Consider the following 15,447-nt stretch of genomic DNA (forward strand, 5'->3'; position numbering starts at 1 on the left):
TGATGGTGATGCAACACAAGAATCCGAATTCAAGAACGAGCCTGCAAGTCGTGCTGCCCTTGTGCCTGCTCGGCAGTGCAGGCGTCGCCCACGCCATGCCCGGCGCTGATGCGGGCAATGCCGGTGTCCAGGCGCGGCAGTCGGTGGAGGCGCCGCCCGCGGACCAGGCGGGGCCCGATATCCCCGGCCTCGGGCAACCGACCAGCGATGCCAGCCTCGACCACGTGCGGGGCGGCTTCGATCTTGGCAGCGGATTGGTGGCCTCGTTCGGCCTCCAGGAGGAGACCTACATCAATGGCCTCCTGGTGATGTCCACGAACATCAATATCCCGGATATCAGCAAGATCACCCAGCAGCAGGCCGCTGCCCTGGCATCGACACTCGACGGCCTGAACCTCGTGCAGAACGGGCCGGGCAACAGTGTCGCTTCCGGCAAGGCGCCGGCCACGCCCGCTCCCGGCTCGACCGGCAAGTCGGCCAATCCCATGCCGGCCTCGCAAGCGCCCGTTGCCGCGGTGGCCACCAGGCCAGGCACGTCGAATGGCGGCAGCGGCGCATACGTCCCGAATCAGCAGAGCACCATCACCCCGGTCATGGATGCGCCGCCGGAGGCGCTTGGCGCGCCTGCGCCAGGCTCGATCAACGTCACGTCGGCGGCAACCCGGAACACCATGAGCAGCGCTGCCGCCGCCGCATCCGCACTCGCGCAGGGTGGCGCCCTGGCGCAGGTCGTGCAGAACACCTTGAACAACCAGTCCATACAGACTTTGACCACGCTCAACGTTTCGGTGAACACGTTGCAGGCGCTGCGCCAGATGAACCTGCAGAACACCCTGCAGTCGGCGCAACTGCTTTCGCTCGGGCACTGAACCGTCGTGCGACTGCTGCGTGCGCGCGTCTGGTGATGCCCAGGTCTCCCAGATCGGTTTGACAAGGAGCTGAAATGGAACGCAAACGTCGACAATGGGCATGCGCAGCCAGCTGCGCCGGACTGATGGTGTTCGGCGGATGGGCGGGCGCGCAGGAGGTCTCGCCACCCGCGGCGCCCGCCGAGGCGGGGCATGGCGATTCCGCGCCGGCCTTGCCCGCCGCGCCTGCACCGGCCGTGTCTTCCGCGACGATACGCCAGCGACTGCAGCAACAGGATGCGCAGATCGACGCGATGCGCAGGCAGATCGATGCACAGGTGGCGCAGCTCAAGCTGATGCGCCAGCAGCTGGCCCAGCAGGCGGCCGACTATGCATCGCTGCGCCACGCGGTCGGCATGCGCGAGCTGGATCGGCAGCGTGGCGGCAACCTGCAGGCGGCGGGGGCGAGTTCGCCGACGCAGCCCATGCCGGCCGCATCCGCCGCGCAAACGGTGACGGCCGCCAATCCGCCCGAAGTCGGGCAGGCTCCGCCGAAAGACACCCGTCCGCCGGAAGTGGCGCCCATTTCCAACCAGCCCGGCGTGTTGACCCCAAGGCACAGCTTCGTGCTGGAGCCCTCGTACCAGTTCGGCTATTCCGCCGCCAACCAGGTCGATCTGGTGGGTTACACCGTCATCCCGGCCATCCTGATCGGCCTGATCGACATCCGCACGGTGCGGACCACCAGCCATACCGTGACGTTGACCGGGCGCTATGGCCTTACCAATCGCCTCGAACTCGAGGTGCGCGTGCCTTATGTCTGGGAGGGCAGCAACATCGTCAGCCGCGAGGTATTCACCGGCACGGCGACGAACAACGTGCTGAGCTCCAGCGGCAGCGGCATCGGCGACATCGAGGCCACCGCGCGCTACCAGTTCAACGACGGTGGTGCGGACAAGCCGTATTACATCGGCTGGCTCCGCTTCAAGTCCCGCACCGGCGAAGATCCGTTCGAAGTGAGGACCGACTGCCAGACGCGCTGCGTCGAGAATGCCACCGGCACGGGCCTGCCGCTGGAGCTGCCGACCGGCTCGGGCTTCTATTCCCTGCAGCCCGGCCTCACCTGGCTGCTGCCCTCCGATCCGGTGGTGATCTTCGGCAACCTCAGCTACATGTACAACTTCGAACGGCACAACGTGTCCGAGAACCTCGTGGTGGGCAAGGAATTCATCGGCAACGTGAAGGTGGGCAACGTCGCCGATGCGAGCATCGGCGTCGGCTTCGCGATGAACGACAAGGTGTCGTTGAGCCTGGGCTACGACCAGAGCTTCATCGGCGTGACGCGCGAAGCCGGTTCCAAGGTGCCGGGCTCGACCAAGATCTGGCTGGGCTCGCTGCTGGTGGGTGGTTCCTACCGCGTCGATCCCAAGCGGACCCTGAATTTCACGCTCGGCGTAGGCGTGACCCGCGATACGCCCGACGTGCTGATGACGGTGCGCGTGCCGATGGCGTACTGAGACGAGCAACCATCGGTCACGCCGGGGCTCGACGCCGGCGTTGCAGCAGCCAGCCGTCGCCGCAGACGCCAAGCACCAGCATCGCATCGAGCAGGTATTTGACCCAGGCATGCGCCGTGAACCAGGCCGACCACAGATGGTCATGCGCGATCATGCGCGCCGATGTCCAGGCGATCGCGCCGGCGCCGAGGTAGACGATGACGGGAAAGCGCTCGATCAGCTTCAGGATCAGGGTCGAGCCCCACACCACCAGCGGCACGCTGATGGCCAGGCCAAGCACCACCAGCAGCAGGTCGCCGTGCGACGCGCCGGCGATCGCCAGCACGTTGTCCAGCCCCATCAGCGCGTCGGCGACGATGATGGTGCGCAGCGCGGCCCAGAAGCCGTCGGCGGCGGCGACGTCGTGCGCTGCTTCGTCCTGCTTCAGCAGCTTCAAGGCGATCGGCAGCAGCAGGAGGCCGCCGGCAAGCATCAGGCCCGGCAGCTTCAGCAGCCAGACCACGATGGCGGTAAGTGCGATGCGCACGGCGACGGCACCGAAGCTGCCCCAGAACACGGCTTTCTTCTGCAGCGGCCCGGGCAGCTTGCGCGCAGCCAGCGCGATCACGATGGCGTTGTCGCCGGCCAGCACCAGGTCGAGCAGGACGATGGTGGACAGGCCGGAGAGAAAGCTGGTGAGGGATTCCATGCAATGGTCCGACGCGCCGAGCGCATGCAGCGACGACGGACGCGCGCAAAACCGTCGTCACCGCAAAAGTCTCGTTCGCGACATCGGTCGCCACGGTGTCCGGAGCGAGGCATCGCTCGTGTTGACGAACACCGCACGGATGCATGAGCGCATCCGGAACTACTCCCCCTTGGGTGGTAGTCCGGCCATTCTCATGGCGGTCCGGGCAGGGGTCAAGCACGCCGCGTTCCTGCTGGCGGCACGGGCCGGATACAATGGGCGTTTTCCCTCGCCGCGAGATCCGCCATGAGCGCCCACGACATCCGTTCCGCCGTCCGCCCCGATCCCGACCAGCCGATGGTCGACATCGCCAACTACGTGGCCGACTACCGGATCGAGTCGAAGGAAGCCTACGACACCGCGCGCTACATGCTGCTGGACTCGCTGGCCACCGCGATGATGGCGATGAAGTTCCCCGAGTGCGTGAAGCACCTCGGTCCGGTGGTGCCGGGCGCCGCGCTGCCCGGCGGCGCCCGCGTGCCGGGCACCAGCCACGAGCTGGATCCGGTGCAGGCCGCGTTCGCGATCGGCACGCAGATCCGCTGGCTGGATTTCAACGACACCTGGCTGGCCGCCGAGTGGGGCCATCCGTCCGACAACCTCGGCACCGTCCTCGCCGTGGGCGACTGGCTGGGCCGCAAGGCCGAGCGCGAAGGCGGCCAGGCGCCGACCGTGCGCGACGTGCTGGGCTATGCGATCAAGGCCCACGAGATCCAGGGTTGCTACGCGCTGAAGAACAGCTTCAACCGCGTGGGCCAGGACCACGTGATCCTGGTGCGCCTCGCCTCCACCGCGGTGGCCACGCACATGCTGGGCGGCAACAAGGAGCAGATCACCACCGCCGTGTCGCACAGCTGGATCGACAACGGCGCGCTGCGCACCTACCGCCACGCGCCGAACACCGGGCCGCGCAAGAGCTGGGCCGCCGGCGACGCCTGCCGTCGCGCCGTCACGCATGCCATCAATGCGGTGTACCGCGGCGTGGCGGGCTATCCCTCCGCGTTGTCGGCGAAGACCTGGGGCTTCTACGACGTGGCGTTCAAGGGCAACGCGTTCGAGTTCGAGCGCCCGTTTGGCAGCTACGTGATGGAGAACGTGCTGTTCAAGATCAGTTTCCCGGCCGAGTTCCACGCGCAGACCGCGGTGGAGTGCGCGATGCAGCTGCACGGCCAGGTCGCCGGCAGGCTGGACCAGGTCGAGAGGGTGGTGATCGAGACCCAGGAAGCCGGTTGCCGCATCATCGACAAGACCGGCCCGCTGGCCAACTATGCCGATCGCGACCACTGCATCCAGTACATGGTCGCCGTGCCGCTGATCTTCGGCCGCCTCACCGCCGACGACTACAACGACGACGTGGCCGCCGACCCGCGCATCGACGCGCTGCGCGAGAAGATGACGGTGAGCGAGAACCCGCAGTTCACCAGGGACTACTTCGACCCCGAGAAGCGCTACATCGGCAATTCGGTGCAAGTGTTCTTCAAGGACGGCACGTCGACCGAAAAGGTTTCCATCGATTACCCGATCGGCCACCGCAAGCGTCGTGCCGAGGGCATCCCCGTGCTGCTGAAGAAGTTCGAGGCAGCCATGCGCGGCCACCTGCCGGCACACAAGGTCAAGGCGATCCTGGAAGCCACCCGCGATCCGGCGAAACTGGATGCCATGCCGATCCAGCAATTCCTCGGTTTGTTCGCGCTCTGAATACACCTCGGCGGCAATGCTTGCCGAAGCCGCATGCCGCCCAACAGCATCGGTTGTCACGAATTGTCCCGATATTCCCGATGTGTTAGTTTTGTGTAAAGCCGTAATGAGCCGACCGGGCTCACGCAAGGGTGCCGCATCAGGACAAAAGCGGATGCGACTGTTTCAATAACGAAAAGGGAGAGACTTGATGAAACACAAGGGCCTTTATTTCATGGTTGCCCTGGCCTTGGGCGGCGTAGGTGCCGCCCACGCGCAGGACAACACGGCGGCGAGCGCCGGCAGCAGCGACAGTGCGGCCGCTCCGGCGTGGCCGAACGGGTTCGATGACCGCTGGTACATCGCGCCGACCATCGGCGGTTATTTCAACGACACGGACCGCAACACGAACAGCCGTCAGATCTACTACGGCCTGGCCGTGGGCAAGTTCTTCACGCCGAATCTGTCGCTGGACCTGTTCGCCGACCGCACGAAGCGCGACATCGACCACAATGCCGGGACGTGGGCGAGCAACAACGTGGGCGTAGCCGCACGCTGGTACTTCACGAATGGTTCGTGGCGTCCGTACCTGCTGGGTGCCGTGATGGGCAGCCATCACAAGAACCCGGTGGACAGCGACTGGGCGCCGGCGGCCGAGCTGGGCCTGGGTCTGTCGAAGTCGATCACCGACAGCTCCGACATTCGCGTGGAAGGTGGCTACCGTTACGACTGGGACGACAAGAGCCAGACCACCAAGAGCGGTTACGGCGACTGGTTCCTGGGCCTGAGCATCGTGTCGCGCTTCGGCGCGGTGCCGGCTGCTCCGGCTCCGGTGGCACCGCCGCCGCCGCCCCCGCCGCCGCCGGCAGAAGCGCCGGCGCCACAGAAGGTGGTGATCGACCTGCGTGGCGTGAACTTCAAGTTCGACTATCCGAAGAAGGGCCACGTGCACGCTTCGGAAATCGACAAGGCGCTGGCCGTGCCGACGTCGGACTCGGTGGCGATCCTGGACCAGGCGGTGGATACGCTGAAGCGCTATCCGGACGTGCACGTGACGGTGGCGGGCTACACCGACTCGAAGGGCAAGCCGGCGTACAACCAGGCGCTGTCGGAGCGTCGTGCACAGATCGTGTACGACTACCTGACCAGCCACGGCGTGGACGCGAGCCGTCTGGAAGGTCCGATCGGCCACGGTGCGGACAACCCGATCGGCGACAACGCCACGGACGCGGGTCGTGCGCAGAACCGTCGCGTGGAGCTGCAGGTCCAGCAGTAATCGGACGGGTCGCAGTGTTACGAAAAAGCCCGGCGCATGCCGGGCTTTTTCGTGAATGGGGCAATGCGGATCGACTCGATCAGGTCGACATTGCCCAATACAAAAAATACACGTGGACAGGAGTAGGGAAAAGACCCGACGCCGACCCTGAACGATAGTGTACCGAGTAGTGCAAAAGCTGTTTTGATCCCGTGTGCGGCGTTTAACGATTTTGCTACACTCGTTCCCGGTTGCTGAGTACGAGCGCCAGGCAGATAAGGCGTTACAAGCCGTTGAAGACGTTAAAAGCAACGCCATGCAGTGCCCGTTTGGCGTGTAACGGACGCGAAGACCAAATTGACGAGGAGAGACCTGATGAAACACAAGGGCCTTTATTTCATGGTTGCCCTGGCCTTGGGCGGCGTAGGTGCCGCCCACGCGCAGGACAACACGGCGGCGAGCGCCGGCAGCAGCGACAGTGCGGCCGCTCCGGCGTGGCCGAACGGGTTCGATGACCGCTGGTACATCGCGCCGACCATCGGCGGTTATTTCAACGACACGGACCGCAACACGAACAGCCGTCAGATCTACTACGGCCTGGCCGTGGGCAAGTTCTTCACGCCGAATCTGTCGCTGGACCTGTTCGCCGACCGCACGAAGCGCGACATCGACCACAATGCCGGGACGTGGGCGAGCAACAACGTGGGCGTAGCCGCACGCTGGTACTTCACGAATGGTTCGTGGCGTCCGTACCTGCTGGGTGCCGTGATGGGCAGCCATCACAAGAACCCGGTGGACAGCGACTGGGCGCCGGCGGCCGAGCTGGGCCTGGGTCTGTCGAAGTCGATCACCGACAGCTCCGACATTCGCGTGGAAGGTGGCTACCGTTACGACTGGGACGACAAGAGCCAGACCACCAAGAGCGGTTACGGCGACTGGTTCCTGGGCCTGAGCATCGTGTCGCGCTTCGGCGCGGTGCCGGCTGCTCCGGCTCCGGTGGCACCGCCGCCGCCGCCCCCGCCGCCGCCGGCAGAAGCGCCGGCGCCACAGAAGGTGGTGATCGACCTGCGTGGCGTGAACTTCAAGTTCGACTATCCGAAGAAGGGCCACGTGCACGCTTCGGAAATCGACAAGGCGCTGGCCGTGCCGACGTCGGACTCGGTGGCGATCCTGGACCAGGCGGTGGATACGCTGAAGCGCTATCCGGACGTGCACGTGACGGTGGCGGGCTACACCGACTCGAAGGGCAAGCCGGCGTACAACCAGGCGCTGTCGGAGCGTCGTGCACAGATCGTGTACGACTACCTGACCAGCCACGGCGTGGACGCGAGCCGTCTGGAAGGTCCGATCGGCCACGGTGCGGACAACCCGATCGGCGACAACGCCACGGACGCGGGTCGTGCGCAGAACCGTCGCGTGGAGCTGCAGGTCCAGCAGTAATCGGACGGGTCGCAGTGTTACGAAAAAGCCCGGCGCATGCCGGGCTTTTTCGTGAATGGGGCGGCCACGGACGGTCACCCGTTTGATTCTCGCGATCATGGATGGTTGCAAAAGGGGTTGCCCCGACGCCATCGAGGTTTGCTTGATGCCTCCTGCACGACCATCCGGAACACAAGGCGGCAAACGCCATGGCGTTGCCCGCGTGCTGAGCAAGCTGGGCGTGTGCTCGCGCAGTCAGGCCGAGGCCGCGGTGCGCGCGGGACGCGTGGGCGTGGATGGCCGCGTGGTGCGCGATCCCGAATACCCGGTCGAGGCGGATCGCCAGCAGCTCAGCCTGGATGGCGTCGCCGTGATGGCGGCACGGCGCATCTACCTCGCGCTGAACAAGCCGCGCGGCATCGTGGTGAGCGCGGCCGACGAGCGTGGCCGCGACACGGTCTACGACCTGCTGCGCGATGCCGGCCTGCCGTGGCTGGGACCGGTGGGGCGATTGGACAAGGCCAGTGAAGGCCTGCTGCTGCTCAGCAACGACAGCGCCTGGGCTGCGGGCATCACCGAGCCGAGCACGCATCTGGACAAGACTTATCACGTACAGGTGGCTGGCCAGCCGGATGCAGCGGTGTTGGCTGCGATGCAGGCCGGTATTCGTGAAGGGGCAGACCTGCTCAAGGCCCGAAGGGTCGCGCTGTTGCGCGCCGGCGAGAAGAATGCCTGGCTGGAAGTGGTGCTGGACGAGGGCCGCAACCGGCATATCCGCCGCCTGCTGGCGGCGTTGGGCACCGACGTGCTGCGGCTGGTACGCGTGGCCATCGGGCCGCTGGTGCTGGGCGACCTCGCCAAGGGGCAGTGGCGCCACCTCGATGCGAGCGAGGTGGCGCAACTTCGCCGGCGCTGACCGGCGACTTCAGCCGCCGATCACGCCCAGCTGCTTGCCCACCTTGGTGAACGCCGCGATCGCGCGGTCCAGGTGCTCGCGGGTGTGCGCCGCGCTCATCTGGGTGCGGATGCGCGCCTGGCCCTGCGGCACCACCGGATAGAAGAAGCCGGTGACGTAGATGCCCTCGTCGAGCAGCGCCGATGCCATCGCCTGCGCCTTCTTCGCATCGTAGATCATCACCGGCACGATGGGATGCACGCCCGGCTTGATGTCAAAGCCGGCCCGCGTCATGCCCTCGCGGAAATGGCGGGTGTTCTCCTGCACCTTCGCGCGCAGGTCGCCAGCCGCTTCCAGCATGTCGAACACCTTGATCGCGGCCGCCACCACGTGCGGTGGCAGCGAGTTGGAGAACAGGTACGGCCGCGAGCGCTGGCGCAGCATCTCGATCATCTCGGCGCGGCCGGTGGTGAAGCCGCCCAGTGCGCCGCCCAGCGCCTTGCCCAGCGTGCCGGTGAAGAGGTCGATCCTGTCCATCACGCCGTTGACCTCGGCCGAGCCGCGGCCGGTCTCGCCGAGGAAACCGGTGCAGTGGCATTCGTCGATGTGCACCAGCGCATGGTACTTCGCGGCCAGCGCGGTGATCTGGTCCAGCTTGGCGATGAAGCCGTCCATCGAGAACGCGCCGTCGGTCGAGATCAGCTTGGTGCGCGCGCCGGCCGCGTCCGCGGCCTGCAGCTGCTTCTCCAGGTCGGCCATGTCGCTGTTGGCGTAGCGGTAGCGCTTGGCCTTGCACAGGCGGATGCCGTCGATGATCGAGGCGTGGTTGAGCGCGTCGGAGATCACCGCATCCTCCTCGCCCAGCAGCGGCTCGTACAGGCCGCCGTTGGCGTCGAAGCAGGCGGCGTAGAGGATGGTGTCCTGGGTACCGAAGAAGTCGGCGATCTTCCTCTCCAGCTGCTTGTGCAGGTCCTGCGTGCCGCAGATGAAGCGCACCGAGGCCATGCCGAAGCCGTGGGTGTCCAGCGCCTCCTTGGCGGCCTTGATGACCTCCGGATGGTCGGCCAGGCCCAGGTAGTTGTTCGCGCAGAAGTTCAGTACCTTGCGGCCGCCTTCCAGCTCGATCTCGGCCGACTGCGGCGAGGTGATGACGCGTTCGGCCTTGAACAGGCCCTGTTCGCGGATGGATTCGAGTTCGCTGGCGTAGCGCGCCTGGCCGGGGTAGCTCATGGTGGGGTTTCCGCTGGGTCAAAAGCCTATTTTGATCCCTGGTGCTCCGGCTGGGAAGGAAGCGCGGGATCCTGGCGCGCTCATCCCTGGTGCAAGCCGAACTCCACGCGCGTGGTCTTGCCCTTGTCGGTGATGCCCTTGGCATCGAGCCTGGGCGCCTTGAGCGAGACGCGCTTGTCGTCCAGCTTGCCCTTCAGCCACGCCTGCACCGCGGCGGCGCGACGCTGCGCCAGCGCGCGCATGGCGGCCTCGTCGACCGGGACGTTGGTTTCCATCAGGCTGCGCATCTCGTCGGGCGCGAGCGATTTCTTGAGGCCGATGAAATTCTTCGGCTTGCCCTTGAAGTCGTCCTCCTTGTACGCGCGCTTGAGGTACTTGTCGGACTCGTCCGGCGTGATATTGACCGCGGCGAGCGCGGTGTCCGAAGTGTCGGCGTGCTTGCCCGCCTGGTCGAGCAGCTTTGCGCGGCGCACCAGGTTGTCCACCGTGACCTTGCGCAGCCCGTCCTGGTCCTTGGACGGATCGACGCGGCCGGTGATGTCGAGATCCAGCGTGGTCTTCTGCCTGAGCATGGCGACGATCTTGCCCAGCCGTTCCTGCGCGTTCTTGTCCAGTACGGCGGAACCGGGAGCGAACTCCACGTAGCCAAGATCCTCGTGGTTGCTGCCACCGAAGGCCGCGCCCAGCAGGCGGAACGGCGCCGTGGCGGCCCTGGCGATGAGGTTGCCGATGGCATGCCAGATCAGGCTGCCCAGGCTGAACTGCGGATCGTCCAGCGAACCGGACACCGGCACGTTCACGTCGATGTTGCCCTGCGTGTCCTTCAGCAGCGCCACCGCGAGCTTCACCGGAAGATGCCTGATGCCGGGACTTTCGTCGCGGTTGCCGAAGGTCAGCTGGGTGATGAAGATGTGGTTGTCGGCGTTGAGCTTGCGCTGGTCCAGCATGTAGCGGACATCCACCGTCAGCTTGCCCGCCGTGATCGGGTAGCCGGTGTACTTGGTGGAATAGGCGCTCAGGCCGGTCAGCTCCACCTCGTCGGCCTTGCCCTTGATGTCGAGGAAGGCCACCGGCTGCAGCGGGTTGATGGTGCCGTCGATGTCGACCGGCGAGTTGTCGTTCACCGCCGCCTGCACCGACAGGTCGGCCGGCGGATCGCCCGGCTTGGTGCCGAAGGCACCGATCTTGCCGGTGAGCTTGGTGAGGTTGGCGGTGTAGTTGGGCTTGATGAAGTTGTCGGTGTAGTTGAGCTGGCCGTTGACGAGGGTGATGCCGCCGATGTGGATGTCGGCGGCGGGAGCCGCGGCGGAAGCGGCCGATGCAGGTGCGGCGGCAGCGATTCCTGTCGTCGCCGTCGCGCTGGCGGCAGGCTTGGGCGCCGGTGGCGGCGCGGAGACGGCCGGCGCCGGCACGGACGCGCCCGCGGGCTGCTCGTTGGCGGCACGGGTCACCGAAACCGGCGCCGCGGCGGGATTGGCCTCCACCTCCGACAGGTTCAGCGTGCCGTTCGCGTTGACGATCATGCGCGCATAGAACGAGCTGAGCACCAGGCTGCCCACATGCATGCGCGGCGCGCCGATGCCGTAGGACACGTCGAGCCGGTCAGCGCTCAGCGTGCGCCAGCGCAGGAAGTCGTCGCCGGTGAGCTTGTCCTGGACGCGTACCCGCTCGAGCGCCGCATTGCCCCGGTAGGTCATCCTCGGTTCGGCGTGGCGCCCGTCGTAGTGCAGCCGGCCCTTGCTGCTGATGCGTGCGCTGGAAATGGTCACGTTCAGCGGCACGCTGATGTAGGGCTCGAAGCGGGCGATGTCCAGGTGCCGGGTGTCGAGCCGGAGGTCGGCCAGCGTCGGCAGTGGCTGTACCCGGCCGCTGGCGGTGAAGCTGCCCTTGCCGACGGTACCCGCCAGCTTCACGGCGCTGGGCTTGTCGAGCTTGTCGCTCACGCCGTCGAGGCCGCCGCTGAGCGCATCGATCTTGATCTTCACCGGCTTGGCGCCGGCGGCGAAGTCCGTAAAGGCGATCGCGGACTTGTCGAAGGCCAGGTGCGCGATGCTCCAGTGCCACGGCGGCGCGTTCGCGGTGGTCTTCTTCGCCCGCGCCCCGTTGCCGGCGAACAGCTCGACCAGGTTGATGTGCCGGTTGCGGTAGCGCTCCACGTCCAGCTCCAGGCCCGCCGCCTTGAGCGTACCCAGCCGCGCCTGCTGTGTTGCCAGGTCGACCTGGTCGATCTCCGCATCGAGGCTGTTCCATGCCAGCGGCGAACCGCGCCCCCTGGAGCGGGGTTGCAGCGCGAAGTCGCTGACCGTGGCATGCGCGCCGGCCAGGTGCACGTTGAACGGCTTGCCCCAGTCCAGCTTGAGCTGGCCGGTGGCCTCCAGCTTGCCCTTGGCCACGTGTGCCGCCAGTCCCGGGGAGATGGCCGCCTGCAGCGGTGCCAGCCCGACCTGCTGCAGGTTCAGCGCGGTGGCGAGCGTGCTCCTGGCGAGATCCAGGCTGCCCTTCAGAGCAAGCTGGCCGCCGAAGAGCTGCGCCCCCATGTCCAGCCTGGCCGGCGGGGCGGCCAGCATGCTCAGGCCCTGGATGCTGCCGTGCAGGTGGGTCAGGTCGATCTTGCTGCCGCTGGCATCGCTGTAGTGGATGCCGCTGCCGGCCAGCGTCAGCGAGGCGATGCGCAGGTCGGTCGGCTGGGTTTTCGCGCCGGTGGCCGGCTTCGCCGGCGTCGCCGTCAGCGTATCGAAGTTGCTGTGGCCGTCGGCGCCGGCGGTGTAATCGAGCTGCGCGTTGTCGAGCGCAAGTGCGGCCAGCGCGTAACGCGATTGCAGCGGCTGCACGTCGGAGAGGTCCGCGGTGCCCTTGCCCAGGCTCAGGATCGGCTGGCCGTGGCTGCTGTCGAGGACGAAGTCGTCCAGCTGCAGTCTGCCGGTGAGCTGCAGCTGCGGCGTGGGCCTGGCCTGTACGAAATGCAGGGTGAGATCGCCGCTGAGCAGACCCCTGGGGATCGCGACCGGCAGGGTGGTGGGTGCGTAGGCGATGTAGCGCGCCAGGTCGAGGTGGTCGAGCCGGAAACCGATGGTCGACTCGCGATTGTCGGCGAAAGGCCGGGTGTGGCCTTCCATGTGCAGCGGGCTGCCGTCCACTTCCAGCGACAGCAATGGCTGCACGAACACGTCGGTGTCGCTGGGCAGGTTGGCGATGAACGGGATGCCCAGTTCCAGGTGGGTCACGTGATGGCTGGTCTTCAGCACCTCGTCGGCGAACTGGATGTCGCCGTCGTGCACGCTGATGTTGGAGAGCGCGAAGCGGGCAGGCGACGCCTTGGGATCGGCCGGCGTCGCGTCGATGCGGTCGATGATGTCGCTGAAGTTGAAGCGCTGCTCGCCCGTGCGCACGATGCGGATGCGCGGGCGCTGCAGGGTCAGCCCGTCCAGCACCGGCGCCATGCGGAACAGCGAGGCCCAGGACGCATTGACGACGACCTGGTCGATGTCGACGAAGTCCGACTTGCCGTCGCGGTCGGCGATGTGCAGCCGATCCAGCTCCAGCCGCAGCGTGTACGGATTCAGGTGCACGGCGCCCACGCTGACCGGACGCTGCAGCGCGGCCGAGGCACGCTGCTCGATCTGCCCGCGGATGACGGGAGGCGCCGCGAAGAAACCGAGCAGGCCGAACACGATCAGCAAGATCGCGACGATCAGGGCGATCTTGCGCGTGCGGTGCGAGCGGTAGACGGCGAGGGCGCGGTCGCGTCCCGCGGCCAACCGTGGATGGCTGAAAAGGCCTGTCATCACGATGCTCCCATGACATCGCGTGCCGACCGTGCTTGGCCCTCGCGCCCCGCACCTTCACAATCCCGGCGATTCTGTCGGCCGCCCAAGTCCGGAGTGTACAAGGGCGGCCGAACGCTCAGCGCGGATTTCCCGTGAAGGCGTCCGCGCCGAGACAGGAGGCGCTCAGTTCCAGGAACAGACCACCTTGCCGCACTTGCCGGCGTCCATCAGGTCGAAGCCCTTCTGGAAGTCGTCGATGTGGATCTGGTGGGTGAGCACCTTCTGCAGCGGGAAGCCGGTGAGCACCATCTGGGTCATCTTGTACCAGGTCTCGTACATGCGGCGGCCGTAGATGCCCTGCAGGGTGAGGCCCTTGAAGATCACGCGGTCCCAGTCGATGCCGGCGCCCTTGGGCAGGATGCCGAGCAGGGCGACCTTGCCGCCGTGGTACATGCAGTCGAGCATGTCGTTGAAGGCGCGCGGGTTGCCGCTCATTTCCAGGCCCACGTCGAAGCCCTCCATGTGCAGATCCTTCATCACGTCCTTCAGCGACTGGTTCGCCACGTTCACCACGCGGGTGGCGCCCATGTCGGCCGCCAGCTTCAGGCGGTAGTCGTTGACGTCGGTGACCACCACGTTGCGCGCGCCCACGTGCTTGGCGATGCCGGCGGCGATGATGCCGATCGGGCCGGCGCCGGTGATCAGCACGTCCTCGCCGATCAGGTCGAACTCCAGCGCGCAGTGCGCGGCGTTGCCGTAGGGGTCGAAGAAGGCAGCCAGCTCGGACGGGATCTGGTCGGGGATCGGCCACAGGTTGGAGGCCGGCATGGTCATGTACTCGGCGAACGCGCCGTTGCGGTTCACGCCGATGCCGATGGTGTTCGGGCACAGGTGCTGGCGGCCGGCGCGGCAGTTGCGGCAGTGGCCGCAGACGATGTGGCCCTCGGCCGAGACGCGGTCGCCGACCTTGTAGCCGGTGACGCCGGGGCCGATCTCCACGATGCGGCCGACGAACTCGTGGCCGATGGTGAGGCCCGGCTTGATCGTGCGCTGGCTCCACTCGTCCCACTTGTAGATGTGCAGGTCGGTGCCGCAGATCGCGGTCTTCTCCAGCTTGATCAGCACCTCGTTCGGCCCGACCTCGGGCACCGGCACCTCTTCCATCCAGATGCCCTGCTCGGGCTTGCGCTTGACCAGGGCTTTCATCGTCTGCGGCATGGGGAATCCAATGGCTGGCCCGAACGGGCGGGGAAAGCGCCAATTATAGATCCTTGCCGCGACGGCCAGCCGTTGCGTGCCGCAGCGCGCTCAATCGACGCGCTGGTAGACGCGACGGAACACCACCGGACGCTGCAGGAAGCCGGGCTGCCAGCGTTCGGTGACTTGCAGCGTGCGGCCGTCGGCGGAGCGCGACCAGGTCTCGTCGATCCGGCTGCCGTCGTCGAATTGCAGGCTGAACTGCAGGTCCCCGCCGCCGGCTTCCCTGCGCGCGACGGCGCTGCCGTTGAGCGTCTGCTGGTGGTTGCCGTCGAGGCGCACGGCCAACTGTTCGCCGTTCTCAAGCCGGGCCTGCAAGGCCTGCGCGTCCTGCTGCACGACCAGGACGGCATCGTTGTCGAGCATCGGCGGCGGGTGCAGCAGGTCGTCGCTGCCGCTGGATGCATCGCCCGATGATGCGCCGGCGCGCCTGCCGCCACGGCCATGGCCACCACCCATGCCGCCGCCACCCATGTGGCCGCCGCCCATCCCTCCACCGTGCCTGCCGCCGCGGTTGCCCGACTGCGGCGTCGTGCCGCTCGACGAGGAACCGGCCGGCGCCACGGTGGGCGACTGTTCGCGCCTGAGTTCCATGCGCAAGCTCGCGGTGACCTGCGCCAGGTTGTCGCTGGCCTGGTCGTCGATGCGCCACAGGCCGCTGAAATCGGCTGGCGCGGGGGCTTGCTGGGCCGGTGCCTGCAGGGGCGCAAGCAGCAGGCTGGCACCGATGAGCAGCGAAACGGGGATGCGTGGCGTGGACATGCCTGCCTGAACGGACGAGGCGCCAATGCGATGACGTGCTGCCCGTGCAGGCGTTGCCCCGGGCGCCGTTCCGACGGGTGGCCTGCGGCGCGG

General features: G+C 66.9%; 11 protein-coding genes. 6 read left to right on the top strand and 5 right to left on the bottom strand.

Annotated elements, in window-relative coordinates:
* Window positions 1–8 precede the first annotated feature (8 nt).
* Both ABQJ56_RS02235 and ABQJ56_RS02240 read left to right on the top strand, forming a co-directional pair.
* A complete protein-coding gene (locus ABQJ56_RS02235; protein ID WP_367843366.1) occupies window positions 9–869 on the top strand; it encodes a hypothetical protein in 861 nt (286 codons plus the stop codon).
* A gap of 74 nt (window positions 870–943) precedes the next feature.
* Window positions 944–2,365, top strand: a complete 1,422-nt coding sequence (locus tag ABQJ56_RS02240; RefSeq protein WP_367843367.1) for a coiled-coil domain-containing protein — start codon at window positions 944–946, stop codon at window positions 2,363–2,365.
* A gap of 16 nt (window positions 2,366–2,381) precedes the next feature.
* On the opposite strand, the gene ABQJ56_RS02245 is transcribed toward ABQJ56_RS02240, so the two are convergent.
* Entirely contained in the window at window positions 2,382–3,053 is a 672-nt protein-coding gene (locus ABQJ56_RS02245) for a YjbE family putative metal transport protein (protein ID WP_367843368.1), read from the bottom strand.
* 285 nt (window positions 3,054–3,338) lie between these two features.
* Here ABQJ56_RS02245 and ABQJ56_RS02250 point away from each other — a divergent pair, with 285 nt between their 5' ends.
* From ABQJ56_RS02250 to ABQJ56_RS02265, 4 genes are all read left to right on the top strand, one after another.
* Window positions 3,339–4,790 (top strand): bifunctional 2-methylcitrate dehydratase/aconitate hydratase, encoded by a 1,452-nt coding sequence (locus ABQJ56_RS02250; protein ID WP_367843369.1) that lies wholly within the window; start codon window positions 3,339–3,341, stop codon window positions 4,788–4,790.
* A gap of 190 nt (window positions 4,791–4,980) precedes the next feature.
* Entirely contained in the window at window positions 4,981–6,045 is a 1,065-nt protein-coding gene (locus ABQJ56_RS02255) for an OmpA family protein (RefSeq protein ID WP_367843370.1), read from the top strand.
* A gap of 354 nt (window positions 6,046–6,399) precedes the next feature.
* Window positions 6,400–7,464: an OmpA family protein gene (locus tag ABQJ56_RS02260; RefSeq protein WP_367843370.1), complete on the top strand. Its 1,065-nt coding sequence runs from the start codon at window positions 6,400–6,402 to the stop codon at window positions 7,462–7,464.
* A gap of 145 nt (window positions 7,465–7,609) precedes the next feature.
* Window positions 7,610–8,359, top strand: coding sequence for a pseudouridine synthase (locus ABQJ56_RS02265; RefSeq protein ID WP_367843371.1), 750 nt, complete (start codon window positions 7,610–7,612; stop codon window positions 8,357–8,359).
* A 9-nt stretch (window positions 8,360–8,368) separates the two neighbouring features.
* Here the strand turns inward: ABQJ56_RS02265 and kbl are convergent, their stop codons facing one another.
* The 4 genes from kbl to ABQJ56_RS02285 form a co-directional block, all read right to left on the bottom strand.
* Window positions 8,369–9,568 carry a glycine C-acetyltransferase gene (gene kbl, locus ABQJ56_RS02270; protein WP_367843372.1) on the bottom strand — a complete coding sequence of 400 codons (1,200 nt, stop codon included), beginning with the start codon at window positions 9,566–9,568 and terminating at the stop codon, window positions 8,369–8,371.
* An 80-nt stretch (window positions 9,569–9,648) separates the two neighbouring features.
* A complete protein-coding gene (locus tag ABQJ56_RS02275) occupies window positions 9,649–13,353 on the bottom strand; it encodes a DUF748 domain-containing protein (protein ID WP_367843373.1) in 3,705 nt (1,234 codons plus the stop codon).
* 165 nt (window positions 13,354–13,518) lie between these two features.
* Window positions 13,519–14,553: an L-threonine 3-dehydrogenase gene (gene tdh, locus ABQJ56_RS02280; RefSeq protein WP_367843374.1), complete on the bottom strand. Its 1,035-nt coding sequence runs from the start codon at window positions 14,551–14,553 to the stop codon at window positions 13,519–13,521.
* Window positions 14,554–14,643: 90 nt separating this feature from the next.
* Entirely contained in the window at window positions 14,644–15,354 is a 711-nt protein-coding gene (locus ABQJ56_RS02285; RefSeq protein WP_367843375.1) for a hypothetical protein, read from the bottom strand.
* Window positions 15,355–15,447 lie beyond the last annotated feature (93 nt).

This window comes from Rhodanobacter geophilus, from assembly GCF_040812275.1.
Classification (GTDB): domain Bacteria; phylum Pseudomonadota; class Gammaproteobacteria; order Xanthomonadales; family Rhodanobacteraceae; genus Rhodanobacter_A; species Rhodanobacter_A geophilus.